Origin of the sequence: Ensifer sesbaniae, from assembly GCF_013283665.1 — a bacterium.
Classification (GTDB): domain Bacteria; phylum Pseudomonadota; class Alphaproteobacteria; order Rhizobiales; family Rhizobiaceae; genus Ensifer; species Ensifer sesbaniae.
In genome coordinates, this window is the sequence record NZ_JABEKU010000001.1 from 1,915,859 (window position 1) to 1,941,935 (window position 26,077).

Annotated in this window: 18 protein-coding genes; 9 read left to right on the top strand and 9 right to left on the bottom strand. The window is 62.4% G+C overall.

The window, feature by feature from the left end:
* Window positions 1-13 precede the first annotated feature (13 nt).
* Window positions 14-1,027, bottom strand: coding sequence for an anthranilate phosphoribosyltransferase (gene trpD / locus BHMPCIPO_RS09370; RefSeq protein WP_173516483.1), 1,014 nt, complete (start codon window positions 1,025-1,027; stop codon window positions 14-16).
* A 17-nt stretch (window positions 1,028-1,044) separates the two neighbouring features.
* The gene (locus tag BHMPCIPO_RS09375; RefSeq protein WP_173516484.1) at window positions 1,045-2,937 is read right to left on the bottom strand and encodes a peptidylprolyl isomerase; all 1,893 of its coding nucleotides are present in this window, start codon (window positions 2,935-2,937) and stop codon (window positions 1,045-1,047) included.
* Window positions 2,938-3,288: 351 nt separating this feature from the next.
* Here BHMPCIPO_RS09375 and BHMPCIPO_RS09380 point away from each other — a divergent pair, with 351 nt between their 5' ends.
* On the top strand, window positions 3,289-4,935 hold the full coding sequence (locus tag BHMPCIPO_RS09380; RefSeq protein ID WP_173516485.1) for a Na/Pi cotransporter family protein: 1,647 nt from the start codon (window positions 3,289-3,291) through the stop codon (window positions 4,933-4,935).
* A 10-nt stretch (window positions 4,936-4,945) separates the two neighbouring features.
* Here BHMPCIPO_RS09380 and BHMPCIPO_RS09385 read toward each other — a convergent pair whose 3' ends face one another.
* Window positions 4,946-6,712, bottom strand: coding sequence for a hypothetical protein (locus BHMPCIPO_RS09385; RefSeq protein ID WP_173516486.1), 1,767 nt, complete (start codon window positions 6,710-6,712; stop codon window positions 4,946-4,948).
* Between the two features lie 240 nt (window positions 6,713-6,952).
* Here BHMPCIPO_RS09385 and glmU point away from each other — a divergent pair, with 240 nt between their 5' ends.
* From glmU to BHMPCIPO_RS09405, 4 genes are all read left to right on the top strand, one after another.
* Window positions 6,953-8,323, top strand: a complete 1,371-nt coding sequence (gene glmU, locus BHMPCIPO_RS09390; RefSeq protein ID WP_173516487.1) for a bifunctional UDP-N-acetylglucosamine diphosphorylase/glucosamine-1-phosphate N-acetyltransferase GlmU — start codon at window positions 6,953-6,955, stop codon at window positions 8,321-8,323.
* 227 nt (window positions 8,324-8,550) lie between these two features.
* Window positions 8,551-10,377, top strand: a complete 1,827-nt coding sequence (gene glmS / locus BHMPCIPO_RS09395; protein ID WP_173516488.1) for a glutamine--fructose-6-phosphate transaminase (isomerizing) — start codon at window positions 8,551-8,553, stop codon at window positions 10,375-10,377.
* Complete coding sequence (locus BHMPCIPO_RS09400) at window positions 10,377-10,874, top strand: GNAT family N-acetyltransferase (protein ID WP_173518126.1); 498 nt, start codon at window positions 10,377-10,379, stop codon at window positions 10,872-10,874. Before glmS ends, BHMPCIPO_RS09400 begins: the two co-directional genes overlap by 1 nt.
* Window positions 10,875-11,007: 133 nt before the next feature.
* Complete coding sequence (locus BHMPCIPO_RS09405; protein ID WP_173516489.1) at window positions 11,008-11,691, top strand: DUF502 domain-containing protein; 684 nt, start codon at window positions 11,008-11,010, stop codon at window positions 11,689-11,691.
* Window positions 11,692-11,742: 51 nt separating this feature from the next.
* On the opposite strand, the gene recG is transcribed toward BHMPCIPO_RS09405, so the two are convergent.
* The gene (recG, locus tag BHMPCIPO_RS09410) at window positions 11,743-13,848 is read right to left on the bottom strand and encodes an ATP-dependent DNA helicase RecG (RefSeq protein WP_173516490.1); all 2,106 of its coding nucleotides are present in this window, start codon (window positions 13,846-13,848) and stop codon (window positions 11,743-11,745) included.
* Between the two features lie 329 nt (window positions 13,849-14,177).
* On the opposite strand from recG, the gene BHMPCIPO_RS09415 reads away from it, so the two are divergent.
* Both BHMPCIPO_RS09415 and mfd read left to right on the top strand, forming a co-directional pair.
* Window positions 14,178-14,483 carry an FAD assembly factor SdhE gene (locus BHMPCIPO_RS09415; RefSeq protein WP_173516491.1) on the top strand — a complete coding sequence of 102 codons (306 nt, stop codon included), beginning with the start codon at window positions 14,178-14,180 and terminating at the stop codon, window positions 14,481-14,483.
* 7 nt (window positions 14,484-14,490) lie between these two features.
* The gene (mfd, locus tag BHMPCIPO_RS09420) at window positions 14,491-17,994 is read left to right on the top strand and encodes a transcription-repair coupling factor (protein WP_173518127.1); all 3,504 of its coding nucleotides are present in this window, start codon (window positions 14,491-14,493) and stop codon (window positions 17,992-17,994) included.
* 130 nt (window positions 17,995-18,124) lie between these two features.
* Here the strand turns inward: mfd and BHMPCIPO_RS09425 are convergent, their stop codons facing one another.
* Together BHMPCIPO_RS09425 and BHMPCIPO_RS09430 are read right to left on the bottom strand one after the other, a co-directional pair.
* Complete coding sequence (locus tag BHMPCIPO_RS09425; protein ID WP_173516492.1) at window positions 18,125-18,787, bottom strand: DsbA family oxidoreductase; 663 nt, start codon at window positions 18,785-18,787, stop codon at window positions 18,125-18,127.
* An 89-nt stretch (window positions 18,788-18,876) separates the two neighbouring features.
* Window positions 18,877-20,658, bottom strand: a complete 1,782-nt coding sequence (locus BHMPCIPO_RS09430) for an extracellular solute-binding protein (protein WP_173518128.1) — start codon at window positions 20,656-20,658, stop codon at window positions 18,877-18,879.
* Between the two features lie 307 nt (window positions 20,659-20,965).
* Between BHMPCIPO_RS09430 and BHMPCIPO_RS09435 the strand changes: the two genes are divergently transcribed.
* Window positions 20,966-21,595: an invasion associated locus B family protein gene (locus BHMPCIPO_RS09435; protein WP_173516493.1), complete on the top strand. Its 630-nt coding sequence runs from the start codon at window positions 20,966-20,968 to the stop codon at window positions 21,593-21,595.
* Window positions 21,596-21,750: 155 nt separating this feature from the next.
* On the opposite strand, the gene hspQ is transcribed toward BHMPCIPO_RS09435, so the two are convergent.
* The 3 genes from hspQ to BHMPCIPO_RS09450 all read right to left on the bottom strand — a co-directional run bounded on the left by hspQ (window position 21,751) and on the right by BHMPCIPO_RS09450 (window position 24,182).
* Window positions 21,751-22,080, bottom strand: a complete 330-nt coding sequence (gene hspQ / locus BHMPCIPO_RS09440; RefSeq protein WP_173516494.1) for a heat shock protein HspQ — start codon at window positions 22,078-22,080, stop codon at window positions 21,751-21,753.
* A 286-nt stretch (window positions 22,081-22,366) separates the two neighbouring features.
* The gene (glnA, locus tag BHMPCIPO_RS09445; protein WP_173516495.1) at window positions 22,367-23,776 is read right to left on the bottom strand and encodes a type I glutamate--ammonia ligase; all 1,410 of its coding nucleotides are present in this window, start codon (window positions 23,774-23,776) and stop codon (window positions 22,367-22,369) included.
* Between the two features lie 67 nt (window positions 23,777-23,843).
* On the bottom strand, window positions 23,844-24,182 hold the full coding sequence (locus BHMPCIPO_RS09450) for a P-II family nitrogen regulator (RefSeq protein WP_003528058.1): 339 nt from the start codon (window positions 24,180-24,182) through the stop codon (window positions 23,844-23,846).
* Between the two features lie 344 nt (window positions 24,183-24,526).
* On the opposite strand from BHMPCIPO_RS09450, the gene BHMPCIPO_RS09455 reads away from it, so the two are divergent.
* Window positions 24,527-26,002: an NAD(P)H-hydrate dehydratase gene (locus tag BHMPCIPO_RS09455; protein WP_173516496.1), complete on the top strand. Its 1,476-nt coding sequence runs from the start codon at window positions 24,527-24,529 to the stop codon at window positions 26,000-26,002.
* The last annotated feature ends 75 nt before the right edge of the window (window positions 26,003-26,077 follow it).

Genomic DNA, 26,077 nt, shown 5'->3' on the forward strand with positions numbered 1-26,077 from the left:
TGTCGATCCTTCCTCAGGCTGCGTTCGAAACGCTGATCAGGCGCTGCAGCGCCAACTTGGCGCCGCCGCTCGAAAGCGACTGGCGGGCGAGCGCCATGCCTTCGCCGAGGTCCTTCGCTCGTCCGGCTATCATCAGCGCTGCTGCCGCATTAGCAAGGGAAATGTCCCGATAGGGGTTCTCGGCACCATCGAGCACCGCCTGCAGCGCAGCCGCATTGTGCGCCCCGTCGCCGCCTTTCAGTGCATCGAGCGTCACCGTCTCAAGGCCGAAATCGGCCGGCGTCAGCGTAAAGGTCGAAATCTTGCCGTTCTCGAGAGCCGCGACTTCAGTCGTGCCGGTCGTGGTGATCTCGTCGAGGCCTTCGCCATGAACGACCCAGACATTTTCGGAGCCGAGATCGCGCAGCACTTCGGCAAGCGGCTGCACCCATTGCGGCGCGTAGACGCCGACGAGCTGACGCTTGACGCCGGCCGGATTGGAGAGCGGACCGAGCAGGTTGAAGATCGTCCGCGTTCCGAGCTCCACCCGCGTCGGGCCGACATGGCGCATCGCCGAATGATGCTGCTGCGCGAACATGAAGCCGACGCCCGCCTCCCGGATGCATTGCGAGATGGCCGCGGGGCCGATGTCGAGCTTGACGCCGAGGCACGAGAGCGCATCCGCGGTGCCCGACTTCGAGCTCAGTGCGCGGTTGCCGTGCTTGGCGACCGGAACGCCCGCACCGGCCACGATGAGCGAAGCGAGCGTCGAGATATTGTAGGTGCCGGCGCCGTCACCGCCGGTTCCGACGATATCGACGGCATTGGCCGGAGCATCGACCGGCAGCATGCGGGCACGCATGGCGCCGACCGCGCCGACGATCTCATCGACCGTTTCGCCGCGCACACGCAGTGCCATCAGGAAGCCACCGATCTGCGATGGCGTTGCGGCTCCCGACATGATGATTTCGAAGGCGGCACGGGCGTCTTCACGGTTCAGCGCCTCGCGGGCGGCGACCTTGGCGACGAATGGCTTGAGATCACTCATCGGTTGTTTCCTCGAGCCTATCGTTGCGCAACTGCGGTTTCGCCGAGCGTCTGGTTGATCGATACGCCGTAGGCGGCCTGCAGCGTGGCGACCATCTGATCCAGAATATCTTCGCCGCTGACGCGGGCCATGGCCTCGATCTGGCGGCTATCGTCCTGCAGTGCATCGGTGGGGCCGCCGTTCTCGACTGCCGTCACCTGCAGGAGCACCTGTCCCTCGCCGCCGATGCCGGCAGCGTTGGTTACGAAGCCGTTCGGACCCGAGAAGGCAGCAGCGACAGCCGCCGGGCTCAGGGCCGCGTCCGAGGTAGCGCGCGTCAGCCCGGACTTCGTTTCGACGGCGAGACCGAGTTCATTGGCGATGTCGGCGAGCTTTGCACCCTGCTCGACACGCTGCTTCAACTCACCAGCCTTCTTGGCAAGGGCCGCACGCTGCTGTTCCGCCATCCAATCGGCGCCGATTTCATCGCGAGCCTCGTCCAGCGTGCGATCGCGCGCGGGGGTAATCTCATCGAGGTCGAACCAGACATAGCCGTCGCGGCCGACATTGACCGGCAGAGTTTCCGCCCCGACATCCGCCTTGAAGACCTCCTGCAGAAGGGCAGCCTGCTCCGGCAGGCCGGCAACGGCGTCGCCGTTCTTGTCCTTGCCGGTTGCATCGACGGCATCGATGGTCACCAGCTTCAGCTTGAGCTGGTCGGCGACCTCCTTGATCGGAGCGCCGGAAGCGCGCTCGTCCTCGATCTTGTCGTGGAGGCGCATGACCTCTTCGCTCGCTGCCGAAAGGGCGATGTCCTTGCGCAATTCTTCCTTGACGTCATCGAAGCTGCGTACCGCTTCCGGACGGATGTTCGTCACGCGCAGAATGACCGGGCCGAAGGCGCCGTCGACAACCGGAGATACGCCGCCGTCGGCAGCAACCGCGAAGGCCGCTTCGGCGATCTTGGCGTCGGGCACGCGATCTTTGGTGAACTCGCCGAGGAGCACGTCCGCCGAGGTCTTGCCTTCGGCCTTCACCAGATCATCGAAGCTCGTGCCGGAGGAGAGCTTGGTCGCTGCAGCGTCAGCCGCTTCACGTGACGGGAAGGTGAGCTGCTCGATGGTCCGCGTCGCAGCGGTGCGGAAGCTCTCCTTGCGCCGGTCATATTCGGCTCGCATCTCTTCATCCGTCACGGCTGCCGTATCGGCGACGTCGGCCGGCTCGAGCTTTACATAGCTGAACTTGCGATATTCGGGGGCGCGGTAGTTTGCCTTGCGGGTATCGTACCAGGGCGCCAGCACATCGTCGCCCGGTACCTTCACCGCGTCGATATTGGCGTTCGAGAGCAGCAGATAGTCGACGGTGCGTTTTTCGTGACGGTAGGCGCCGATCGCATCCGTGAGAACCTTGGGAGCGGCATAACCGTCCGAGAGCGCATCGACGATCTGCGAACGGATCGCGGTCTGGCTCTGGCTGTTGATGTAATCCTGTTCGCGCAGGCCCGCATTGCGCAGCACGCTCGAGAACGTCAGCCGGTCGAACTGGCCATTGACGCTGTGGAACGCCGGATCGTCGGCGATCAGCTTGGCCAGTCGGTCCTGCGACAGGCCGAGGTTCATGTCGTCTGCAAGCTGGTCGAGAGCCGCACCTGCAACGACTTGCGAATAGACCCGCTGTTCGATGCCGAAGGCCCGTGCCTGCTGCGGCGTCAGGCGGGTGCCGAGCTGGCGGGAGGCCTGAGCCAGCATGGTTTCATAGGCGAGCCGGAACTCCGGCGCCTTGACCTTGACGTCGCCGACAACCACCACCGCGTCCGACTGGCTCGTCATCGTCAGAGATGAGCCGCCCCACACCATGAACGACAGAACGAGAATGACTAGCAGGCCTTTGACTACCCAGGTCTGGGCGGCAGTTCTCAGGGATTCGAGCATGGGGTAGAAACCTCGTTGCAATGCGGCGGCCATGGGCCAAACGAATTCGTTCCTTAAAACAAACGAAACAGGAAATGAAGGGTCGTTTGCCGCAAATTGCGCGCGCTCACGGGATCGTTGGTGGGTCGCGATCCCCCCGGCTTTCAATGCCTTGCCACCGACGCGTTGCAGCGGGCATAGGAGATCCGCGAAGGACCTGCAAACCCATCGGGCGCGCGCGGCACAACCCATGTCGGATTCATTAGCCGGCAATCGAAATTTATCTGTCAGATTGAGTCGAATACGCATTGGAACTGTGGTTCTGTTGCAAGGGTAAGGGGCGATTCTGAAGTCCCCGCGGGAAGGCATGCGATGCAGTCGACAATCGTGATGGTCAATCTTTTCGGAGCGGTCGCACTGCTCCTCTTCGGCCTGTCGCTCGTCAAGGACGGCGTGACACGCGCCTTCGGTGCGCGATTGCGCGCCGGTCTCGCGCAGGGAACCAATGGGGCCGTCCGCTCTTTCGCGACGGGACTGATCGCGACGCTTGCCCTCCAGAGTTCGACGGCCACCGCCTTGATGACCGCTTCCTTCGTGGAGAAGGGGTTGGTGCGCTCGCGCATGGCCCAGATCGTGCTCCTCGGCGCCAATGTCGGCACGGCCATGACCGCGTGGATCGTCGCGACCGGCATCGAATGGCTGTCGCCGCTCGTGATCCTGGTCGGTGTCGTTCTGCACCGTGCCAGCCGCTCGAACGCCCGCCAGGGTCTCGGGGCCGCCTTCGTCGGCATCGGCCTCATGCTCCTGTCATTGCATCTGCTGGGCTCCGCGACAGAGCCGATGCGCGATTCTCCGGCGCTGGCGGCGTTCCTTGGTATGCTAGACAGCGCCTGGCCTGTCGCACTCCTCATATCCGCCGGGCTGGCTTTCGCTTCGTCCTCCAGCCTGGCGATCGTCATGCTGGTCCTGTCGCTCTCGTCCGCGGGCATTCTGACCGTGGGATTGACGGTGGCGCTCGTGCTTGGCGCCAATCTCGGGGGCGCGATCCCGCCGGTCATGGCGACCTTGGCCTCCGCGCCATCGGCGCGCCGCGTCACCCTTGGCAATCTCGTCATTCGCGCAGCCGGCTGTTTGATCGCACTGCCGCTGACGAGCGTGAGTGTAGAATTCCTGCAAAGCCTGCCGCTGCCGCGACAGAACCTGCCTGTCGATATCCACCTTGCCTTCAATCTTGCCGTTGCGATCCTCGCCTGGCCCTTTGCCGGCCTGCTGTCGCAACTGATGATCCGGTTCATTCCCGATGCGGAAACGGAAGAGAGCGGGCCGCGCTATCTCGATGAAAGTACCCTGCATACGCCGGTCATGGCGCTCTCCGGGGCGACCCGCGAAGTTCTGCGCGTGGGCGATCTGGTCGAGATGATGTTGATGCGCGCAGCCGCCGCCTTCGAAAACAACGATCTCTCCGAAATTCGCGACGTCGCCAAGTTCGAGAAGCAGGTGGACCAGTTGCAGCAGGAAGTGAAAATCTTTCTGTCGCGCTTGGGACGTGATGGCTTGAGCCAGGAAGACGGTCGGCGCTCGATCGTCATCATCGACTACGCCATCAACCTCGAACATATGGGCGACATCATCGAGAAGGGGCTTTGCGAGGAGATCGTCAAAAAGGTCGACAACGGTCTGAAGTTCTCGGAGGAGGGCTATCAGGAGCTGAAAAGCCTGTTCAATCTTACGATCGACAATCTTCGCGTTGCCCAATCCATCTTCGTCAGTCGCAATGCCGATCTGGCCCGGCAGCTCATCGAGGTGAAGGTGAGCGTTCGCCATATGGAGAAGCGTTCGGCCGAGCGGCATATCGAGCGTCTGCGAGACGGGCTGGTCCAGAGCCTCCAGACGAGCTCGCTGCATCTCGACATGCTGCGCGATCTCAAGCGCGTCAACGCGCACATCGCGTCCGTCGCCTATCCGATCCTGGAGGAGAGCGGGCTTCTGAGCGAGAGCCGGCTGCGGCCCGAGGCCTAGTCGTCGGTCATCAGGAGCTGCTCGCGGCTGATGCCGTGGCTTTTAGCTCTTTGCGGATGAAGGCGTCAAAGCACCTTGTCAGCGTCACGCGCTCATGGCCGGGCTGGAGGCTCGGCTGATAGAGCGAAAGCAGCATCCGATTGACGTTGGTGACCGGACAGGTCGGCACGAGCGCGATGTCGACCGAACGCAGGGCGGCGCGGACATTCTCATCCGGCGGAGGGACGGCGCGGAACGGATCTGCACCGATCGCGACATGTTTCGGGGCGCTACGATCCATCAGCCACGGGAACGGATTGGTAAAATCGATGTTGAGGATCGTTTCGAAACGCACGCCATTTGCCGCCTCATAGGCGCGCATCGCATCGATGGCTTCATCGATATTTGCCAGCCAGCCGGCCTGGAAGTCGAAATCGCTGTAGAGCAGGAACGACGGTAGCTCGCCGGCATTCGCGAAGGCATCGAAGGCGGGGCGATGGGCAGTATAGATATCGCGCAGGCGTTCGGCGCGCAGCGCCAGAATGGGCCGGAGATTGACGGCGCCCATCGTTTTGAGATTCCGGCTTTCGAGTGGCACATTGTTGATGGCCCCGATCCACGCGCGAGCGCTTTTTTGAAGGACGGCGGTGGCTGGTGGGAGGGTGGCCGCCAGGGCGAGTATCGCTACTGCGATCGCACGCGGCTGAAGCGCGGCACCGGTGACCTCGTCGGCAACGATCTTGAGCAGCAAAGGCAGCAGAAAGATCAGCGCCTGGCTGCCGGTATTCTGACTTTCAAAGAGAATGCCGGCAAGGACGAAGGTGGCCAGCCAGAGGAACGGTTGGTCGAAGACTCTCGCGAGTGCTGATAGAGAGGGTTGCCCGCCAAGCCGCCGCAGGGACTGTGCAAAGGATGAAAGGTGCGCCACGAATAGCACCAGGCCGAGCAGCCCGGCCGGAATCAGCAGGTCGGCGTTGAGCGAGGCCGCCTGCAGCAGGCGTGGCAACAGGCTGTCGTCGTTGACGGCCAGCAGCGCCAGGATGTCGTTGAGATAGGCCGATACGGCGCTCACGGAAATCTCGGCCACGGCGAGCACGGCGAAGAACAGCAATGCTGCGGCCAGCGCCGATTTGAAGGGCATGCGGCCTGCGGCAAAAGCCATCAGGCAAAGAACAGTGCCGGCGACAGCGCCCGTGATCTTCACGAAGAAGAGAGCGACCATCGCCGCGGCAACGACGAATACAAGGATACGACGGTCGCGAACATGAACCAATGCCGCGGCGAGCACATAAAGGAGCTGGCAGACCTGGCGGTTGTAGATGCCGAAGCCGTCTGAGCCGGGATAGGGGTAGAAATCGCCGGTGTTGAACGGCAAGACCGAGAACAACAGGAACGGCAACAGGATCGCATGGGCAAAGAGCGCCGAGCGCTTTTGCACGTCGAAGACGACGAGCGCCATCAGCGGCCCGGTGACGAGCAGCAGACACCAGCTCGCGAGCAGCAGTGGTTGGCCGTTGGGGAAGACGACCTGCAGGCCTGCGAAAAGGTAATAGCCGAGGGCGCCGACGGGCGTGAAGAAATCGACCGAAGGGATTTGCCCGTCACGAATTCGGTTCGCGGCATCGAGATAGAGGTAATGATCCCAGAACATCGGGCCGATCGGCTGCGGGACCGTCACGCAGAGCAGCAGCGCGAGCACACCAGCTGTGATGACGAGCAGGAAAAACGGGGAGCGGACGAAGGTGCGTGCCGCGCTTGGCTGTTGCGCCTCTAGATCGAGTTCGGTGCGACTGTGCATTGCGGTCTCGTCTCCCTCTTGGGAGCGATGCACCCGCGCACTGATACAGGCTCCGCGCCTTCTTATGCCATCATCGGGTTTTAAGCCGGTTAATGCGACGTGATTGTGAGAATTATGCTTCTCGCAATATCTTGGCGGTACCACAGCGCCGAATCGTGCGTGATTTTGTACTTGAACCGATTTCGATTTAAGAAATTGTGCGGGAGGCGTCAGCCTCGGAAAGACCAAGGAGAGTATTGTATGGAACGGACGTGCCTGGCCATCATTCTGGCTGCGGGTGAAAGCACGCGGATGAAATCGTCCATGTCGAAGGTGCTGCATCCGGTCGCTGGCCGGCCGATGATCGCCCATGTCGTTCAGGCGCTGGCGAGCGCCTCGATCTCCGACATCGCTCTGGTGGTCGGCCGCGACGCAGAATCGGTTTCGGCGGCTGCCGATATCGGCGGCGTGTCGGTCTCTTCCTATCTGCAGAAGGAACGGCTGGGTACGGGGCATGCGGTGCTGGCTGCCCGTGAAGCGCTGGCAAAAGGTTATGACGACGTTCTCGTCGTCTTCGGCGATACGCCGCTGATCACGCCGGAACCTCTGAAGGCCGCGCGTGACGGTCTTGCCGCCGGCAACGACGTGGTGGTGATCGGCTTCGAGGCCGCCGATCCGAGTGGCTATGGACGTCTGATCGTCAAGGACGGCGCCTTGCTCGCCATCCGCGAGCACAAGGATGCGACCGAGGAAGAGCGCCGCATCACCTATTGCAACGGTGGACTGATGGCGATCGACGGTCGCAAGGCGCTCGATCTTCTCGGCCGCATCGGCAATGCCAACGTCAAGGGCGAGTATTACCTGACCGACCTCGTGGAGATCGTCCGCGAGATCGGCGGACGAGCGATTGCCGTCGAGGCGCCGGAAGAGGAGTTGACCGGTTGCAACACACGCGCCGAGCTCGCCTTCATCGAACGGCTCTGGCAGCAGCGCCGTCGCCACGAACTCATGTTGTCGGGCGTGTCGATGATCGCGCCGGAAACGGTGTTTCTCGCCTGGGATACGGTGCTCGAGCAAGATGTGCTGATCGAACCAAATGTCGTCTTCGGTCCCGGCGCACGCGTCGAGAGCGGTGCCGTCATCCACGCTTTCTCGCATGTCGAAGGCGCAACGGTCCGGGCCGGGGCGACGGTCGGTCCCTTTGCCCGGCTTCGCCCGGGCGCCGATCTCGGCGAAAAGTCGAAGGTCGGCAACTTCTGCGAGGTCAAGAAGGCGGAGATCGGCGCTGGCGCCAAGGTCAACCACCTGACCTATATCGGCGACGCCTTCGTCGGTGCCGGTTCGAACATCGGTGCCGGTACGATCACCTGCAACTATGATGGCGTGAACAAGCACGAGACCCGCATCGGTGAAAATGCCTTCATCGGATCGAATTCGTCGCTGGTCGCGCCGGTGACGATCGGCGATGGGGCCTTGGTTGCCTCGGGCAGCGTGATTACCGAGGACGTGCCGGCCGACGCCGTTGCCTTCGGCCGCGCCCGCCAGGAGATCAAGCCGGGTCGGGCGCGGCTGCTGCGCGAACGCTACCAGGCGGTTAAGGCGGCCAAGAAGGCCGCAAAAGCCGCCGGCTAGGCCGATGGCGCCGTGGCCTCATCAGGCACGTAAAGGTCCGCTGCAGCTTGCTTGAATCGGCTGCGATTCGGGGAAACATGCGGAGCGTTAAATACTGAAACCGAAAGTGAAATCGGGACGGATTGCCTCACCCGGCAAATGCTTTACCAAGGCAGCGCGTCGGGCGGGACATCTGCCCTCATTGACTGAGGCGCCGCGTCGGGCGCGGGGACAAATCGGAGACGACTATGTGCGGTATTGTGGGCATCGTTGGCAACCAGCCGGTATCGGAGCGACTGGTCGATGCGCTGAAGCGCCTCGAATACCGCGGCTATGATTCCGCCGGTGTGGCGACCATCAATGGCGGAACGCTGGAGCGCCGGCGCGCCGAGGGCAAGCTCGTCAATCTCGAGATCCGGTTGCGCGAACAGCCGCTCGCCGGCACGATCGGCATCGCCCACACGCGCTGGGCGACCCATGGTGCGCCGACCGAGCGCAATGCCCATCCGCACTTCACCGACGGTGTCGCCGTCGTCCACAACGGCATCATCGAGAACTTCGCCGAATTGAAGGACGAACTGATCGCCGATGGCGCCAGGTTCGAGACCGACACCGACACCGAGGTCGTGGCGCATCTGCTCTCCAAGTTCCGCCGCGAAGGCCTTGGCCGGCGCGAGGCGATGCACGCGATGCTGAAGCGGGTCACCGGCGCCTATGCGCTCGCCGTGCTCTATCAGGACGACCCGTCGACGATCATGGCGGCGCGCAACGGGCCGCCGCTGGCGATTGGCCACGGCAAGGGCGAAACGTTCCTCGGCTCTGACGCGATCGCGCTTGCGCCCTTCACCAACGAGATCACCTATCTGATCGACGGCGACTGGGCGGTGATCGGTGCGAACGGCGTGCATATCTTCGATCTCGCCGGCAATGTCGTCGATCGGCCGCGCCAGATCTCGTCGGCTGCCGCCTATATGATCGACAAGGGCAACCACCGGCACTTCATGGAGAAGGAGATCTATGAGCAGCCGGAGGTGATCGCGCACGCGCTGAGCCACTACATCGACTTCGCCGGCAACCGCATCAAGCCGCTCGCCGGCGCGATCGATTTTGCAAAGGTTCCGAGCCTGGCGATCTCCGCCTGTGGCACGGCCTATCTCGCTGGCCTGGTCGGCAAATACTGGTTCGAGCGCTATGCCCGCCTGCCGGTGGAAATCGACGTCGCTTCCGAGTTCCGCTATCGCGAAATCCCATTGTCGGCGCAGTCGGCGGCACTGTTCATCTCGCAGTCGGGTGAAACCGCCGACACGCTCGCCTCGTTGCGCTACTGCAAGGAGCTCGGCTTGAAGATCGGCGCCGTCGTCAACGCCCGCGAATCGACGATTGCGCGCGAGTCCGATGCGGTGTTCCCAATCCTTGCCGGTCCGGAGATCGGTGTCGCCTCGACCAAGGCCTTCACCTGCCAGCTCGCGGTGCTGGCGTCGCTGGCGATCGGCGCTGGCCGCGCCCGCGGCACGGTCAGCGCCGAGGAGGAGCAGGCGCTGGTTCGCTGCCTTGCCGAGATGCCGCGCATCATGGGCCAGGTGCTGAACGCCATCCAGCCGAAGATCGAGCAATTGTCGCACCAGCTCGCCAAGTACGATGACGTGCTCTATCTCGGCCGCGGCACCAGCTTCCCGCTGGCGATGGAAGGTGCGCTGAAGCTCAAGGAAATCTCCTATATCCACGCCGAAGGCTATGCCGCCGGCGAGCTGAAGCATGGGCCGATCGCGCTGATCGACGAGAACATGCCCGTCATCGTCATCGCGCCGCATGACCGCTTCTATGAGAAGACGGTTTCCAACATGCAGGAAGTGGCCGCGCGCGGCGGCCGGATCATCCTGATCACAGACGAGAAGGGCGCTGCCGCCTCCAAGCTCGAGACCATGGCGACGCTCGTGCTGCCTGACGTGGACGAGGTCATCGCGCCGATGATCTTCTCGCTGCCGATCCAGCTTCTTGCCTACCACACGGCGGTGTTCATGGGCACCGACGTCGACCAGCCCCGCAACCTCGCCAAATCGGTGACCGTCGAATGATCTACGTCCGGCATGAGCGTCCAGGCGATGAGAAGGCGATTCGGGACGTGACCGCTGCCGCCTTTGAAGGGCATCCGCACAGCGATCAGAGCGAGCCCCTCATCATCGAACGCCTGCGCGAAGCCGGTGCGCTCAGCGTCTCGCTGGTTGCCGAGATGAACGATGAGATTGTCGGGCACATCGCCTTCTCGCCCGTCACCCTGACGCCGGCAGAATCCGGCTGGTTCGGGCTTGGGCCTGTGTCGGTCAAGCCGGAGGTCCAGACGCAGGGCATCGGCAGGCAGTTGATCCTCGAGGGGCTCGAATGGCTGCGGGCGGAAGGGGCTGCCGGCTGTGTCGTCGTCGGCGATCCCGCCTATTATCAAAAGTTCGGTTTCCGCAACGAATCGGCTCTTGTATTCCCCGGTTGTGCGCCGCAATATTTCATGGCGCTGGCACTCTCCGGCGCGATGGCGGCGGGCACTGTCGCCTATCATCCGGCCTTCGGGGTCGCGTGAGGCTGGAGCGGGATTGAGGAAAAATGTGCGCGGTCTTCCGCCCGAATCCCGCTCTAACTGGAGAAGCGATCAGGTTTATGATTTTCGGTCGATCCGACCCGAAATCATAAGCGTGATCTAAGGCGAAAGACGCATGACGACGAAGAAGAGCTTCATCGCAACCCGGCTACGAAACTATTTCCTGACTGGTCTGATCATTTGTGCACCGATAGCGATCACGGCCTGGCTCGTCCGCTCCTTCATCGAATGGGCGGATGGTTGGGTGAAGCCGTATCTGCCGAATTTCTATAATCCGGACACCTATTCTCCCGTTGCAATCCCCGGCTTCGGACTGCTCGTCGCCATCGTCGTGATCACGCTCGTCGGCTTCCTGACCGCAAACCTCGTTGGCCGGTCGATCGTGAATTTCGGCGAGTCCCTCGTCAACCGCACGCCGCTGGTGCGCACGATTTACAAGTCGACCAAGCAGATCTTCCAGACGGTGCTTCAGGAGCAGTCGTCGTCCTTCAAAAAGGCAGGACTGATCGAATATCCGAGCCCGGGCCTCTGGGCGCTCGTCTTCATCGCAACGGATGTCAAAGGGGAGATCGCCGCCAAGTTCGACGACCGCGGCATGGACATGGTCACGGTGTTTCTCCCGCCGACTCCCATCCCAACGGCTGGCTTCCTGCTGTTCGTACCGCGCGACAAGATCATTCCGCTCGATATGAGTGCGGAGGATGCCGCCAAGCTGTTGATCTCCGGTGGCCTTGTGACGCCTGACCACAAGCCGCTTGCCAATGCGCCGTTGAAGATCGGGCAGCAGAAGACCGCCTGACGACCAGGCGTCCGTCCGGTCGAAACCGGCTCACACTGTCCTGGTTGGCATCTAGCCGGCGCGCAGGAAGCGGATCGCCTCGTCGCGCCGGTAGAGATAGAGCAGTGTCCGCAGCGCTTCGCCGCGTTCCGACGTCAGATCCGGGTCGCGCTCGATCACATAGGCGGCGTCCTTGCGGGCGATTTCCAGGAGATCGCCATGGGCTTCCAGGCTGGCGATGCGAAAGCCCGGCGTGCCCGACTGGCGCGTGCCGAGCAACTCGCCTTCACCGCGCAGCTTCAGGTCCTCCTCCGCAATCAGGAAGCCGTCCTCGCTGTCGCGCAGGATCGAGAGCCGTGATCGGCCATTCTCGCTGAGCGGACCCTTGTAGAGCAGGATGCAGGTCGAAGCGTCGTCGCCGCGCCCGACGCGGCCGCGCAACTGATGAAGCTGGGCAAGGCCGAAACGTTCCGCATGTTCGATCACCATGATCGTCGCATCGGGCACGTCGACGCCGACCTCGACGACGGTGGTGGCGACCAACAACCGGATCTCGCCATTCTTGAAGGCGAGCATGACGGCGTCCTTCTCGGCCCCATTCATGCGGCCATGTACGAGGCCGACATTGTTGCCGAAGCGCTTGGCGAGGCCTTCGTATCGTTCTTCGGCAGACATGACGTCAACGGCTTCAGACTCCTCGACGAGCGGGCAGATCCAGTAGGCCTTCTTGCCCTCGCGAAGGGCTGCGTCCAGCCGGTCGACGATATCGCCGGTACGCTCCGTCGGGATCGTCACGGTCTGGATCGGCTTACGCCCGGCAGGCTTCTCCGTCAGTTTCGAGACATCCATGTCGCCGAAGGCTGCGAGCACCAGCGTCCGCGGGATCGGTGTCGCCGTCATCACGAGCATATGCGGAGAGATCCCCTTGGCAGTTAGGCGCAGGCGCTGGTGAACGCCGAAGCGGTGCTGCTCGTCCACCACCGCCAGTGTCAGTTCCTTGTAGTTCACCGTATCCTGGAAAAGCGCGTGCGTGCCGATCACCATCCGCGTCTCGCCGGACGCGATACGATCCAAGATGGCATCGCGTTCCTTGCCCTTGGTGCGGCCGGTCAGGACGTCAATCGTGATGCCGGCCGGCGCGGCCATCCGCGCAAGGGTCGCATGGTGCTGCCGGGCGAGAATTTCGGTCGGCGCCATCAGCACGGCCTGTCCGCCGGATTCGACCGCTGCCAGCATCGCCATCAACGCCACCATCGTCTTGCCGGAGCCGACGTCGCCCTGCAGCAGCCGCAGCATGCGCTCGGTCCCGGCCATGTCCTTGAGGATGTCGGCAATGGCCGTCGATTGGCTCGCCGTCAGCGAAAACGGAAGTGCATCGATGACGGGCCGGGAGAGCGTGCCGGTGGCGTGAACCGGCGTACCTGCGACCTTGCGAAGGCGCTGGCGGACGAGCGCGAGCGACAACTGTCCGGCGAGAAATTCGTCATAGGCAAGCCGGCGGCGCGCGCGCGCCTGCGGATCGATATCCGTTGCATCCCGGGGATCATGCAGCGCGCGGAAACTCTCCGCGGCACTGGCGAAACCCTGCCTGGTGAGCAGCGCATCGTCCACCCATTCCGGCATTTCCGGCACGCGGGCGACGGCCGCCTCGATCGACTTGCGCAATGTCCGCGGCGAAAGCCCGGCGGTCAGGCCATAGACCGGCTCGACCAGCGGCAGGTTTTCCGCCTCGCTCGCCCGAACCGCATAGTCCGGATGCACCATGGATGGCCGGCCGTTGAACCAGTCGACCTTGCCGCTGACGATGACCGTCTCATCCACCGGCAGCGACTTTTCCAGCCAGTTGCCCTTGACCCGAAAATAGGTGAGCGCCAGCTCGCCGGTCTCGTCATGCAGGAAGACGCGGTAGGGCAGGTTGGGTTTGCCGCGCGGCGGCGGCTGATGGCGGTCGACCCGGCCGGTAATGGTGACGATGACCCCTTGCGGCGCATGGGCAATGCCGGGCTGCTGCCGGCGGTCAATCAGCGAGTGCGGCGCGTGGAAGACAAGATCGACGACACGGCAATCCTCGATCGTTTCACGACCGAGCAGCTTGGCATAGAGCTCCCCGATCTTCGGGCCGATGCCTGGAAGCGTGTCGAGCGGTGAGAAGAGCGGATCGAGCAGGGCGGGGCGCATGGCGATGAAATTGCGATGATAAATCGGGCTTTGGCAAGGCTGACAATCACCTATTCAGAGTTTATAGAGCCCAGTGACGACAAACCGTAGCCTGGAGCGTCCCGCTTTCAAGTGGTATCACTGAAGGTGACAAGGTGCTCTGGAATCAAAGCGCTGGAGCGTCTTTCGCGTGTTCGTCCGAATGCGCGGCGCTCTCCTGCATGTTTTCTTTCTCCCTGAACCCAGTCCGGATCAGGGGCAAAAACATGCAGCAATCTCAAGTGCTACAGCGACTTTCGTGCGCCTTGGAAGACGCGCGGCGCGGTAGCGGGCGGCAGGAAGGAATTTCCATGACTGGCATCTCACGCACCAGCGCCGATCTCGATCCGCGGCGACGGCGGATCCTGTTCCGTGCCTGGCATCGCGGCATTCGCGAGATGGATCTGATTCTTGGGCAGTTTGCCGAGGCTGAGCTTTCGGCGCTTTCCGAAGTCGAACTCGATGAACTCGAGACGATCATGCGCGAAGAGGACAACGATCTCGTCAGGTGGATCACCGGTGAACAGCCGGTGCCCGTTCGCTATCAGACGCCGATGTTCGAGCGCATCGCCGCCTATCGTCCCGATTTCGACAAGCTTCCCGAAGGAATGAAATAAACCGATGATGCTGGTTGGCCTTGATCCGAAGAAGATCGTCGAAGCGCAGCGGGAGATCACGATCGGCCCGGTTCCCGCCGGTGCCGAGGCACTGGTTCTGGCCGAACTTGCGCGGGCGGGCCAGCCGGTCGCCTATATTCTGTCGGACGGCCAGCGGATCGCTGACCTGGAGCAGGTCTTGAGCTTCGTAGCGCCGGATATTCCGGTCCTGACACTGCCGGGTTGGGACTGCCTTCCCTATGACCGCGTGTCGCCGAGCGCCGACACGTCAGCACGGCGTCTCGCGGCACTCAGCGCGCTGATTGCGCACAAGAAGAAGCCGCATGCGGCGATCGTGCTGGTGACGGTCAATGCCGCCCTGCAGAAGATTTCGCCGCAGGAGGTGATCGAGAGCCTGGCGTTTTCGGCCCGCCCGGGCAATCAGGTACGCATGGATGACATCGCCACCCGGCTTGAGCGCAATGGCTTCGAGCGGGTCGCGACGGTGCGCGAAGTGGGCGAATACGCGGTCCGCGGCGGCATCCTCGATGTCTTCGTGCCCGGCAGCGCCGAGCCGCTGCGTCTCGATTTCTTCGGCGACACGCTCGAGACGATTCGCTCCTTCGATCCCGCAAGCCAGCGCACGACCGGCCAGGTTCGCTCTCTCGATCTCAATCCGATGAGCGAGGTGTCGCTGACGCCGGAGACGATCAGCCACTTCCGCAGGCAGTATCTTTCGCTCTTCGGCGCCACGACCCGCGACGATGCACTCTATCAGGCTGTCTCCGAAGGGCGGCGTTACGCCGGCATGGAGCACTGGCTGCCGCTCTTCTATGATGGGCTGGAGACGGTCTTCGACTATCTCGACGGTTTCCGCATCGTCACCGACCATCTGGCGCGCGAAGCCGCCGCCGAACGCTCGAAGCTCATTCTCGACTATTACGATGCCCGTCTGGCATCGGCCTCTCCCGGCAAGGCGCAGACCACGCAGGGTACGCCCTATAAGCCGGTTCCGCCGGAATTGCTCTATCTGAATTCGCAGGGCTTCAACGCTGCGCTTGCCTCGCGCGACGCCATTCGCCTGTCGCCGTTCAACGAGCATGAAGGCGAAGCCCGACAGGTGATATCGGTCGATGCGCGCCAGGGCATGCGCTGGGCGAAGTCGGCGGGCGAGGGGGAGACGGAGAGCGAACGCGTCAACGTCTTCGACCAGGCGGTCAAGTACATTGCCGAGCGCCGTTCGAAGGGCGCCAAGGTGGTCATCTCGGGCTGGAGCGAGGGATCGCTGGACCGGCTGTTGCAGGTGCTCGTCGAACATGGGCTCGGCAACATCAAGCCGATCAAGGCACTGGCCGAGGTCAAGAGCCTGAAGCCGGGCGAGGTGGGATCGACCGTCCTCAGCATCGAGGCCGGCTTCGAGACCGGCGATCTCGTTGTTATCGGCGAACAGGATATCCTGGGCGACCGCATGGTGCGGCGTTCGAAGCGCCGCAAGCGCGGGGCCGACTTCATCGCCGAAGTCGCTGGCCTCGACGAGGGCAGCTATGTGGTGCACGCCGAGCACGGCATCGGCCGCTTCGTCGGGCTGCGCACCATTGAGGCCGTCGGAGCGCCGCACGATTGCCTCGAGCTTGTCTATGCCGAAAACGCCAAGCTGTTCCTGCCGGTCGAAAACATCGAGCTTCTGTCGCGCTATGGTGCGGAGGGGACCGATGCGATCCTCGACAAGCTTGGTGGCGTTGCCTGGCAGGCGCGCAAGGCCAAGCTCAAGAAGCGGCTGCTCGACATGGCGGGTGGGCTCATCCGCATCGCCGCCGAACGCCACACGCGCCGGGCGCCGGTTCTCGTCGCTCAGGATGGTGTCTATGACGAATTCGCCGCCCGCTTCCCCTATGACGAGACCGAGGATCAGTTGAACTCGATCGAGGCGGTGCGCGACGATCTCGGCAGCGGCCGCCCGATGGACCGCCTCGTCTGCGGCGACGTCGGCTTCGGCAAGACAGAAGTGGCACTGCGTGCCGCCTTCATCGCGGCCATGAACGGCGTGCAGGTTGCCGTCGTCGTGCCGACCACGCTGCTCGCGCGCCAGCATTTCAAGACCTTTTCCGAGCGCTTTCGCGGTCTGCCGATCCGCATCCAGCAGGCTTCCCGTCTCGTTGGCTCGAAGGAACTGGCGCTGACCAAGAAGGAAGTGGCCGATGGAAAAACCGACGTCGTCGTCGGCACCCATGCGCTGCTCGGCACCTCGGTCAATTTCGCCAATCTCGGTCTGCTGATCATCGACGAGGAGCAGCACTTTGGTGTCAAGCACAAGGAACGGCTGAAGGAGCTGAAGTCCGACGTGCACGTGCTGACGCTTTCGGCAACGCCGATCCCGCGCACGCTGCAGCTCGCCCTGACAGGTGTTCGCGAGTTGTCGCTGATCACCACGCCGCCGGTCGATCGCATGGCGGTGCGCACCTTCATTTCACCCTTCGACGCGCTGGTGATCCGCGAAACGCTGATGCGCGAGCACTATCGCGGCGGCCAGAGCTTCTATGTCTGCCCGCGCTTGAGTGATCTCTCGGAGATCCATGACTTCCTGAAATCCGACGTTCCGGAACTGAAGGTGGCGGTCGCTCACGGCCAGATGCCGGCGACCGAGCTCGAAGACATCATGAACGCCTTCTACGACGGGCGTTACGACGTGCTGCTGTCGACGACGATCGTCGAATCCGGTCTCGATGTCCCGACGGCCAATACGCTGATCGTGCACCGCGCCGACATGTTCGGCCTCGCCCAGCTCTACCAGCTTCGCGGCCGCGTCGGCCGCTCGAAGGTGCGTGCCTTCGCGCTGTTCACTCTGCCGGTCAACAAGACGCTCACGGGAACGGCCGAACGCCGGCTCAAGGTGCTGCAGTCGCTCGACACGCTCGGCGCCGGCTTCCAGCTTGCCAGCCACGACCTCGATATCCGCGGCGCCGGCAACCTGCTCGGCGAGGAACAGTCGGGCCACATCAAGGAGGTCGGTTTCGAACTTTACCAGCAGATGCTCGAGGAAGCGGTCGCCGAACTCAAGGGCGAGGAAGAAATCCACGATACCGGCTGGTCGCCGCAGATCTCGGTCGGTACCCCGGTGATGATCCCCGAACACTACGTGCCGGACCTGCACCTGAGGCTCGGTCTCTACCGCCGCCTGGGTGAACTGACGGATCTCAAGGAAATCGACGGCTTCGGCGCCGAGATGATCGACCGCTTCGGGCCGTTGCCGATCGAGGTCCAGCACCTCCTGAAGATCGTATACATCAAGTCGCTCTGCCGTACGGCCAATGTCGAGAAGCTCGATGCCGGGCCGAAGGGGGTCGTCGTCCAGCTCCGCAACAAGGAGTTCCCGAACCCGGCGGCGCTGGTCGGTTACATCGCCAAGCAGGGCACGCTCGCGAAGATCCGGCCGGATCACAGCATCTTCTTCCAAAGGGAGCTGGCAACGCCGGAGAAGCGCCTTTCAGGCGCTGCGATGGTGATGACGCAGCTCGCGGGCCTGGCGAAGTAGCCACGTTTTGTAGCGTGCTGCCGTAGCGCCAGACTACAGCGCCGCGCGCCTTTTCAGACGCGCGAAGGTCGCCGTAGCGCTTTAGATTTGCTGCATGTCTCCTCGAATCGACTTAAGGAGACAGGGCTGCTCAGTTGGGTTTGCCGCTCGCCTTCATTTGCGCGATTTCGCTCAGCGCATTCGTCAATACGTCGACGGTTTGCGCTCCCATCACGGCATATTGTCCGTCGAGAATGAAGCAGGGCACGCCGGTCACGCCCATCTCGCGCGCCATCCCGACCTCTTCCTTGACGGCGTCCTTGTCGGCGTCGGAGTTCAGCAATGCGGCGATGACGGGCCGATCGAGACCGGCCTTCTCGGCGATATCCAGCAGCACGGCGTGATCGCCGACGTTGCGACCTTCTTCGAAATTGGCCTTGAAGAGCAGGCCGACGACGGCCGATTGCGTCGGTTCGCCGTTGGTTGCAGCCCAGCGCACGAGCCGATGGGCATCGAGCGTGTTCGGGCTGATCTTCACGGCATCGAAGTCGAAGGCAATGCCGTCGGCGTTTCCGAGCTCGCGCAGCATGTCATGCGCGCGATCGACGGCTGCCTGACCGCCGAGCTTTGCGGCCAGATGCTGCTTGTGGTCGACGCCTTCGGGCGGCAGGTCGGGATTGAGCTGATAGGGACGCCAATTGACCGTGACGAGCACGTCCGGAACATTGGCGATCGCCTGATCGAGTCTCGCCTTGCCGAGATAGCACCAGGGGCAGACGACGTCCGAGACGATATCGATGCTGACGGTTTCCATGGTGCGGGTGCCTTTCCTTATTTGGTATGTCGGCGAGATAAGCCGGTTTGACCCGGCTTTCAATGCGTTACCAAAAGGGAACCAACCCTCTACTGCGCGTTTTGATCCCACCAGGTCGGAAGTTGATAGCCGTAAAGCGGCAATACATCGGGGCGGCCGATATGCTTGTGCCTGGCCACCCACTGCGCGTCCAGGTGATAGAGCGGCACTAGGTAGGAATTATTGACCAGCAACCGGTCATGCGCACGTACGGCGGCCGTGAAATCCTCGGTCGTCCGGGCCTGGAGAATGTTGTTGATCATGCGGTCGACATCCTTGTCGGCTACGCCGGCAAAGTTGTCGCTCCCCTGCCGGTCCCGCGACTGGGAGGACCAGCGCCCGACCTGTTCGACGCCGGGCGACAAAGTCGACGGGAAGGATTTGATGATCACGTCGTAGTCGAAGGATTGGCTGCGCTGCTGGTACTGCGAATCGTCGACGGTGCGTACGGAAGCCTGAATACCGAGCGGGGCGAGAAAGCGCTGGTAGGCCAGCGCGATCTTTTCCTGGCCCGCATTCTGGCTCATGATCTCGAAGGCGAGCGGCGCGCCGTTGGCGTTCACCATCTTGCCGTCCTTTATCTGGAAGCCGGCCTCCCGCATCAGCGAAACGGCGACGCGCAGCACGTTGCGATCGCGACCGGAGGCGTCGGTCACCGGCAGCCGGTATGTGCCGTCGAGAATCGCCGGATTGATACGCTCGCGCGCATCGCCGATGAGGCCGAGTTCGCGGTCGTCGGCCGGCGCGCCGAGGAAGCTCAGCGTCGAATTCTGCCAGTAGCTCTGGGTGCGCGTATAGGCGCCGTCAAAGAGGTTCTTGTTGACCCACTCGAAGTCGAACACCAGCGCCAGACCCTGCCGGAGCTTGAGGTTGTCGAACATCGGCCTGCGGGTATTGAATACGATGCCGAGCATGCCCGAGGGCGTCTTCGGCTTGAAGGTTTCCTTGACGACCTCGCCGGTGCGGACAGCCGGGAAATCATAGCCGCGCGCCCATTTGGTGGCGCTGCCTTCGGGATAGACGTCGATCTCGCCCTTCTTGAACGCCTCGAACAGCGAATTTTCCTGGAGAAAATACTCGACGGAGATTTCGTCGTAATTGTCCTGGCCGACTTTCGACGGCAGGTCCTTCGCCCAATAGTCCGGGTTTCTCTTGTAGACGATGCGCTCGCCGGGCTTCACTTCGGCGACGCGATAGGGACCGGAGCCGAGCGGCGGTTTCAAGCTCGTCTGCTCGAAGGTCGCAACGTCGATTGCATGCTTCGGCAACACCGGCGACAGCCCGAGCAGCAACGGAAGTTCGCGGTCGGCCTCTTCGGTGAAGGTGAAGCGGACGCTGCGGTCGCCCACCTTCTCCATCTTCGCCACCTTGGCCAGGCGGTTGCTGAAGGGAACCCGTCCCTTGTCGCGCAGCAGTTCGAAGCTGAAGATGACGTCTTCAGCGGTTACCGGCTGCCCGTCGGCCCAGCGGGCATTGGGATTGAGGTTGAACTGGATGAAGGTCCGGTCGTCATCCCATTCGACCGATTCGGCGAGCAGGCCGTACATGGTGAAGGCCTCGTCGCGCGAGCGCTGCATCAGCGATTCGTAGACGAGGTTGCCGTATTCCGGGTCCCACATGCCGCGCGCCGTCGTGCGCATGCTTTTCAGGATGAAAGGATTGAGGCTGTCGAAGCTGCCGACGACGCCGTAAGAGATCTTCCCGCCCTTCTTCACGTTCGGATTGACGTAGGGAAAGTTCTTGAAATCGGCTGGCAGCGCCGGCTCGCCATGCATGGCGATGGCATGGACAGGAGCGGCTGCCGCGCCGTTGGCGAACGAAGTGACGGTCATGAGCAGTGCCAGACCGGAGAGAATTGAACGCAAAGTCACCTCCCGTGAAGGGGTATCAACAGGCCGATTCCCTAAACGTTAGCAACGGTGACCGATGAATCCAACCGATCCGCCGCCCAAATTCCACCCAGTCGCAAGTCAAAAAATGACAGGAAACACTGGATAATCGAAGCGAGCCAATGTAACAGGTGTTTCCGGAAACGGGGTCATGCATTTGCCTTATTTGGCCAACAGGACAACGGCGGCTGACGATACTCACCTGCGGAACGAATTGTTCCGTTACCGGATTTCAGGAGACGGAATCACAATGATCTTCAAGTCGAATTTTACCAAACGCTCGGGTATGGCAGCGCTGGCGCTCTCTGTAGCTGCTGCGGGCGTGCCGGGTGTTGCATCCGCCCAGCAGGCGGGTGGCAAGCCGCCGCAGGGCTGGTTCAAGGTCTGCACCAAGCAGGAAGACAATGACGTCTGCATCGTTCAGAACCTGCTGACCGCCAATAACGGCCAGCTCGTGACCGCTGTCGGCCTCATCACCGTAAGCGGCAAGGTCAATCGCAAGGTCCTGCAGGTTTCCGTACCGTCCGCACGCCTCATCCCGACCGGTGTCCAGATGCAGATCGACGGCGGCAAGCCGGTGAAGCTCGACTACGCCATCTGCATGCCGGACAAGTGCGTCGCTGAAGCGCCGCTCTCCGACCAGCTGATCGCAAGCCTGAAGAAGGGCAATGAAGTCGTCTTCACGTCGGTGAACTTCCAGCGTGCGCCGAACCCGATCAAGATGGCCCTCACAGGCTTCACCGGTGTATTCGACGGCGAACCGATCGAACAGTCGCAGCTCGAAGAGCGCCAGCGCCTCCTGCAGGAAGAAATGCAGAAGAAGGCCGAGGACGCCCGCAAGAAGCTCGAGGAAGCCCAGAAGGCTGCCAAGCAGAACTGAGCGATCGCTCGCGATCGCCAAAAGAAACGCCCGGACTTAACGTCCGGGCGTTTTCATTTTATCCGGGGCAAAAGCCTTGAAGCGCGTCGCGATCTTAGGGTTCGTTGAGCCTTCGATATTTCATCTCAAAACGCCACGCACTTTTGCGGCATGCTTCAGTGACGGAAAGTCGCCTTGGGCTTGTAGTGGCCGACGCCATCCTTATCGAACAGGGCATCGACTTGGGCGTGGCGCATCGGCCGGTCGCTGTCGTCGAACTCCAGGTTCTGCTCGGAAACGTAGGCGACATATTCGCTGTCATCGTTTTCGGCGAACAGATGGTAGAAGGGTTGATCCTTGCTCGGGCGGATCTCCTGCGGAATAGCGTTCCACCACTCTTCGGTATTGGCGTATTCCGGATCGACGTCGAAAATGACGCCGCGGAACGGGAAAATCCGATGGCGAACCACCTGTCCGATCTCGAATTTGGCGTTTCTTTGTTTCATGACGCAACACATCCTTTCAGGAGATTATCTGGGTTGGCGAACCCAAAACATCAATAGGGATCTCCCTTCCGCCCTGCGTTGACCTTCGGCGCCGTGCGCCCGGCTGGACGCGCAAAGATTGCCGCCATCATAATATCACACAATTCCGCAAACGGTGCCGCCTGCGCAAGGGGCCGCCTCCGCGGACGAAAGCGAAAGCCGAAAGAAAAACCGGCGGCTCTTCGAGGAACCGCCGGCTCTTCATGCTCTTACCGTGCCGGCAGCTAAGTCGATGTTGCCGGTGGGCTTAGACCGAGTAGTACATGTCGTACTCGACCGGATGCGGGGTCATTTCGAAGCGCATCACTTCCTGCATCTTCAGTTCGATGAAGGAATCGATCTGGTCGTCGTCGAACACGCCGCCGGCGGTCAGGTACTTGCGATCCTTGTCGAGGCTTTCGAGCGCTTCGCGCAGCGAGCCGCAGACGGTCGGGATCTTCTTCAGTTCCTTCGGCGGCAGGTCATAGAGGTCCTTGTCCATGGCCTTGCCCGGGTGCAGCTTGTTCTTGATGCCGTCGAGGCCAGCCATCAGCATGGCTGCGAAGGCGAGATAGGGGTTGGCGGTCGGATCCGGGAAGCGGACTTCGACGCGCTTGGCCTTCGGGTTGGTGCCGAACGGAATGCGGCAGGAGGCCGAACGGTTGCGGGCCGAGTAGGCGAGCAGAACCGGCGCTTCATAGCCCGGGACGAGACGCTTGTAGGAGTTCGTCGACGGGTTGGTGAAGGCATTCAGCGACTTGGCATGCTTGATGATGCCGCCGATGAAGTAGAGGCAGGTTTCCGACAGGCCGGCATATTCGTCGCCTGCGAAGGTCGGCTTGCCGTCCTTCCAGATCGACAGATGCACGTGCATGCCCGAGCCGTTGTCGCCGAAGATCGGCTTCGGCATGAAGGTTGCGGTCTTGCCATAGGCATTGGCAACCTGGTGCACGACGTACTTGTAGATCTGCATCTTGTCGGCGTTGCGAACCAGCGCGTCGAACTTGACGCCGAGCTCATGCTGGGCGGCAGCCACTTCGTGGTGGTGCTTTTCGACCGTCACGCCCATCTCGGCGAGAACCGTCAGCATTTCCGAACGCATGTCCTGGCAGCTGTCGACCGGCGGAACCGGGAAATAGCCGCCCTTGACGCGCGGACGGTGACCGAGGTTGCCGGTCTCATAGTCGGTGTCGTCGTTCGACGGCAGTTCGGAGGAGTCGAGCTTGAAGCCGGTGTTGTACGGATCGGCCTTGTACTTGACGTCGTCGAAAACGAAGAACTCGGCTTCCGGGCCGACGAAGACGGTGTCGCCGATGCCGGAGGCCTTGAGGTAGGCTTCCGCCTTCTTGGCCGTGCCGCGCGGGTCGCGGTTGTAGGCTTCGCCGGAAACCGGGTCCAGAATGTCGCAGATGATGACCATCGTCGACTGCGCGAAGAACGGGTCCATATGCGCTGTTTCCGGATCGGGCATCAGCACCATGTCGGACTCGTTGATCGCCTTCCAGCCGCCAATCGAGGAGCCGTCGAACATGACGCCGTCGGCGAACATGTCTTCATCGACGCAGACGACGTCCATCGTTACGTGCTGCAGCTTGCCCTTGGGGTCGGTAAAGCGCAGGTCGACGAACTTGACGTCATTGTCCTTGATTTGCTTCAGAATATCGCTTGCAGTCGTCATTTGCCGTAATTCCCTGTGTGAGATGACGAGGTTTGAAAAGAAACCGGGCCGGACGGCCCGTGAGATATCAGATGGCGTCGAGGCCGGTTTCGCCCGTGCGAATTCGGATGACTTCTTCCACATTGGAAACGAAAATCTTTCCGTCACCAATGCGGCCGGTCTGCGCGGCATTGCGGATCGCCTCGATGACGGCCTCCGCGTTTTCATCCGCCAGCACGACTTCGACCTTTACCTTCGGCAGGAAGTCCACCACGTATTCGGCACCGCGATAAAGCTCCGTGTGGCCCTTCTGTCGCCCGAAGCCCTTGGCTTCCGTGACGGTAATGCCCTGCAGGCCGACTTCCTGAAGGGCTTCCTTCACTTCGTCGAGCTTGAAGGGCTTAATGATCGCTTCGATCTTTTTCATGAGAAAATGTCTCTCCGCTTCTCCCTTTAAAGCAGGATCATGCCCGCTCGCCCTGAATATGCACGTTGCATGCCAGTTTTTCTGCGAAAATCTGTCGGAATGACAAAAAATCTGCTGCCGAGACCCGGATCGCGGCGTTTCCACGCCATTCTTGACGGTGATCTGCCTAATTTTTATGATTTTCGATCGAAAGTTGCCCGGTCCTGGCCGTTGCCTTTGCTCATTGACGGGGTGGAGCACGTTATTTGAGCAACAAATATGTGCAGATGCATAATTAGAGGGCATATTGTGTGCCGCGACGGTGGGCCTTGCTTCGGGCCGCCGGGCGTGGATAAGTCTGGGTCATGCGCTCCGAACTTCAGCACTTGTTGATCACGCCCTCGGAAATGACCGCAATCGATCAGGCGGCCGCCCAATCCGGCATCGATAGCTTTACGCTGATGCGCAACGCCGGCCTGGCCGTGACCGCTGCGGCGCTGCGATGCTGCCCGGATGCTCTCCGTTTCGTCGTGCTTTGCGGGCCGGGCAATAACGGCGGCGATGGTTATGTCGCCGCCTGCGGTCTCGCGGAGAGTGGCGCGGACGTCGCGGTCTTTGCACTCGGCAACCCCGCGGCACTTCAGGGCGACGCCGCACGGGCGCGGTCGGAATGGCACGGAGCGGTGGCATCGCTCACGGAGTTCGAACCGCGGGTCGGCGATGTCATCGTCGATGCGCTGTTCGGGGCAGGGCTCTCGCGCGATCTTTCGGGTGAGACCGTTCAACTGATCGAGCGTGTCAACGCAAGCAAGCTCCCGGTCATTGCCGTCGATCTGCCAAGCGGCATCGATGGACGGACCGGTGAAATCCGCAGCGCAGCTTTCGCAGCCCGCCACACGGTAACCTTCATGGCGCCGAAACCGGGCCATTGGCTTTTGCCTGGCCGATTCCTGTGCGGGACGCTCGAAGTCTTCGATATTGGGATCCCGCCGCGCATTGTGCTGGCCGGAGCCGGCCGACTGCGTCTGAACTCGCCGGCTGTCTGGTCGGGTTGGAGTGGTGATCTCGCTCCATCGACGCACAAGTTCAAGCGTGGCCATCTCGTCGTCTTCTCCGGGGACCGGCAAGCGACGGGCGCCGCGCGGTTGGCGGCGACGGCCGGCCTTGCGGCCGGCGCCGGATTGGTCACGGTGGCCACGGGAAAAGCCGCGCTCGGCATCAACGCCTCGCAGTTGACCGCCGTGATGGTGAGGGAAGTGGAGGGTAAGCGAGACCTGACGAAATGGCTGCAGGATCACCGCTTGGGCAGCTTCGTCCTTGGGCCCGGTTTCGGCGTCGGCAAGAAGACGAGGGATTTTGTGTTGGCGCTCTGCGACCGGTCCTTCGTGCTCGACGCCGACGGCATCACATCGTTCCGGGCGAACCGCGAAGAGCTCTTCTCCGCGCTTGTGAGAGCCGGCGGCCAGATGGTCATGACGCCGCATGAAGGCGAATTCGCCCGCCTCTTTCCCGATATTGCCGGCGACGACGCCCTCTCCAAGATTGAGAAGGCGCAGGCGGCGGCGCGCGTCAGCCACGCTGTCATCGTCTACAAGGGAGCGGACACGGTGATCGCCGCACCCGACGGCCGGGCCGTGATCAACAACAATGCGCCGCCGTGGCTGGCAACCGCCGGTTCGGGAGACGTTCTCGCCGGCATCATCGGCGCACATCTTGCTCAAGGGATGCCGGCCTTCGAGGCAGCGGCCGCCGCCGTCTGGCGACACGGTGTAGCCGGCAGTCAGGCCGGGCGGGGACTGACGGCCGAGACATTGATTGGCGCCATACCGCCAATGGCGTGAGGCCGGCTAAAGCAGCGCCTCAAGCAACCGGCCCTCAACGCAGGGACCGCTTGAGGCGCTTGGGTCGAATGCCCG

Bases quoted from the DNA above. Each gene is read 5' to 3' on its own strand.
- trpD (WP_173516483.1), bottom strand. From the start codon at position 1,027: ATGAGTGATCTCAAGCCATTCGTCGCCAAGGTCGCCGCCCGCGAGGCG.
- BHMPCIPO_RS09375 (WP_173516484.1), bottom strand. From the start codon at position 2,937: ATGCTCGAATCCCTGAGAACTGCCGCCCAGACCTGGGTAGTCAAAGGC.
- BHMPCIPO_RS09380 (WP_173516485.1), top strand. From the start codon at position 3,289: ATGCAGTCGACAATCGTGATGGTCAATCTTTTCGGAGCGGTCGCACTG.
- BHMPCIPO_RS09385 (WP_173516486.1), bottom strand. From the start codon at position 6,712: ATGCACAGTCGCACCGAACTCGATCTAGAGGCGCAACAGCCAAGCGCG.
- glmU (WP_173516487.1), top strand. From the start codon at position 6,953: ATGGAACGGACGTGCCTGGCCATCATTCTGGCTGCGGGTGAAAGCACG.
- glmS (WP_173516488.1), top strand. From the start codon at position 8,551: ATGTGCGGTATTGTGGGCATCGTTGGCAACCAGCCGGTATCGGAGCGA.
- BHMPCIPO_RS09405 (WP_173516489.1), top strand. From the start codon at position 11,008: ATGACGACGAAGAAGAGCTTCATCGCAACCCGGCTACGAAACTATTTC.
- recG (WP_173516490.1), bottom strand. From the start codon at position 13,848: ATGCGCCCCGCCCTGCTCGATCCGCTCTTCTCACCGCTCGACACGCTT.
- BHMPCIPO_RS09415 (WP_173516491.1), top strand. From the start codon at position 14,178: ATGACTGGCATCTCACGCACCAGCGCCGATCTCGATCCGCGGCGACGG.
- mfd (WP_173518127.1), top strand. From the start codon at position 14,491: ATGCTGGTTGGCCTTGATCCGAAGAAGATCGTCGAAGCGCAGCGGGAG.
- BHMPCIPO_RS09425 (WP_173516492.1), bottom strand. From the start codon at position 18,787: ATGGAAACCGTCAGCATCGATATCGTCTCGGACGTCGTCTGCCCCTGG.
- BHMPCIPO_RS09430 (WP_173518128.1), bottom strand. From the start codon at position 20,658: ATGACCGTCACTTCGTTCGCCAACGGCGCGGCAGCCGCTCCTGTCCAT.
- BHMPCIPO_RS09435 (WP_173516493.1), top strand. From the start codon at position 20,966: ATGATCTTCAAGTCGAATTTTACCAAACGCTCGGGTATGGCAGCGCTG.
- hspQ (WP_173516494.1), bottom strand. From the start codon at position 22,080: ATGAAACAAAGAAACGCCAAATTCGAGATCGGACAGGTGGTTCGCCAT.
- glnA (WP_173516495.1), bottom strand. From the start codon at position 23,776: ATGACGACTGCAAGCGATATTCTGAAGCAAATCAAGGACAATGACGTC.
- BHMPCIPO_RS09450 (WP_003528058.1), bottom strand. From the start codon at position 24,182: ATGAAAAAGATCGAAGCGATCATTAAGCCCTTCAAGCTCGACGAAGTG.
- BHMPCIPO_RS09455 (WP_173516496.1), top strand. From the start codon at position 24,527: ATGCGCTCCGAACTTCAGCACTTGTTGATCACGCCCTCGGAAATGACC.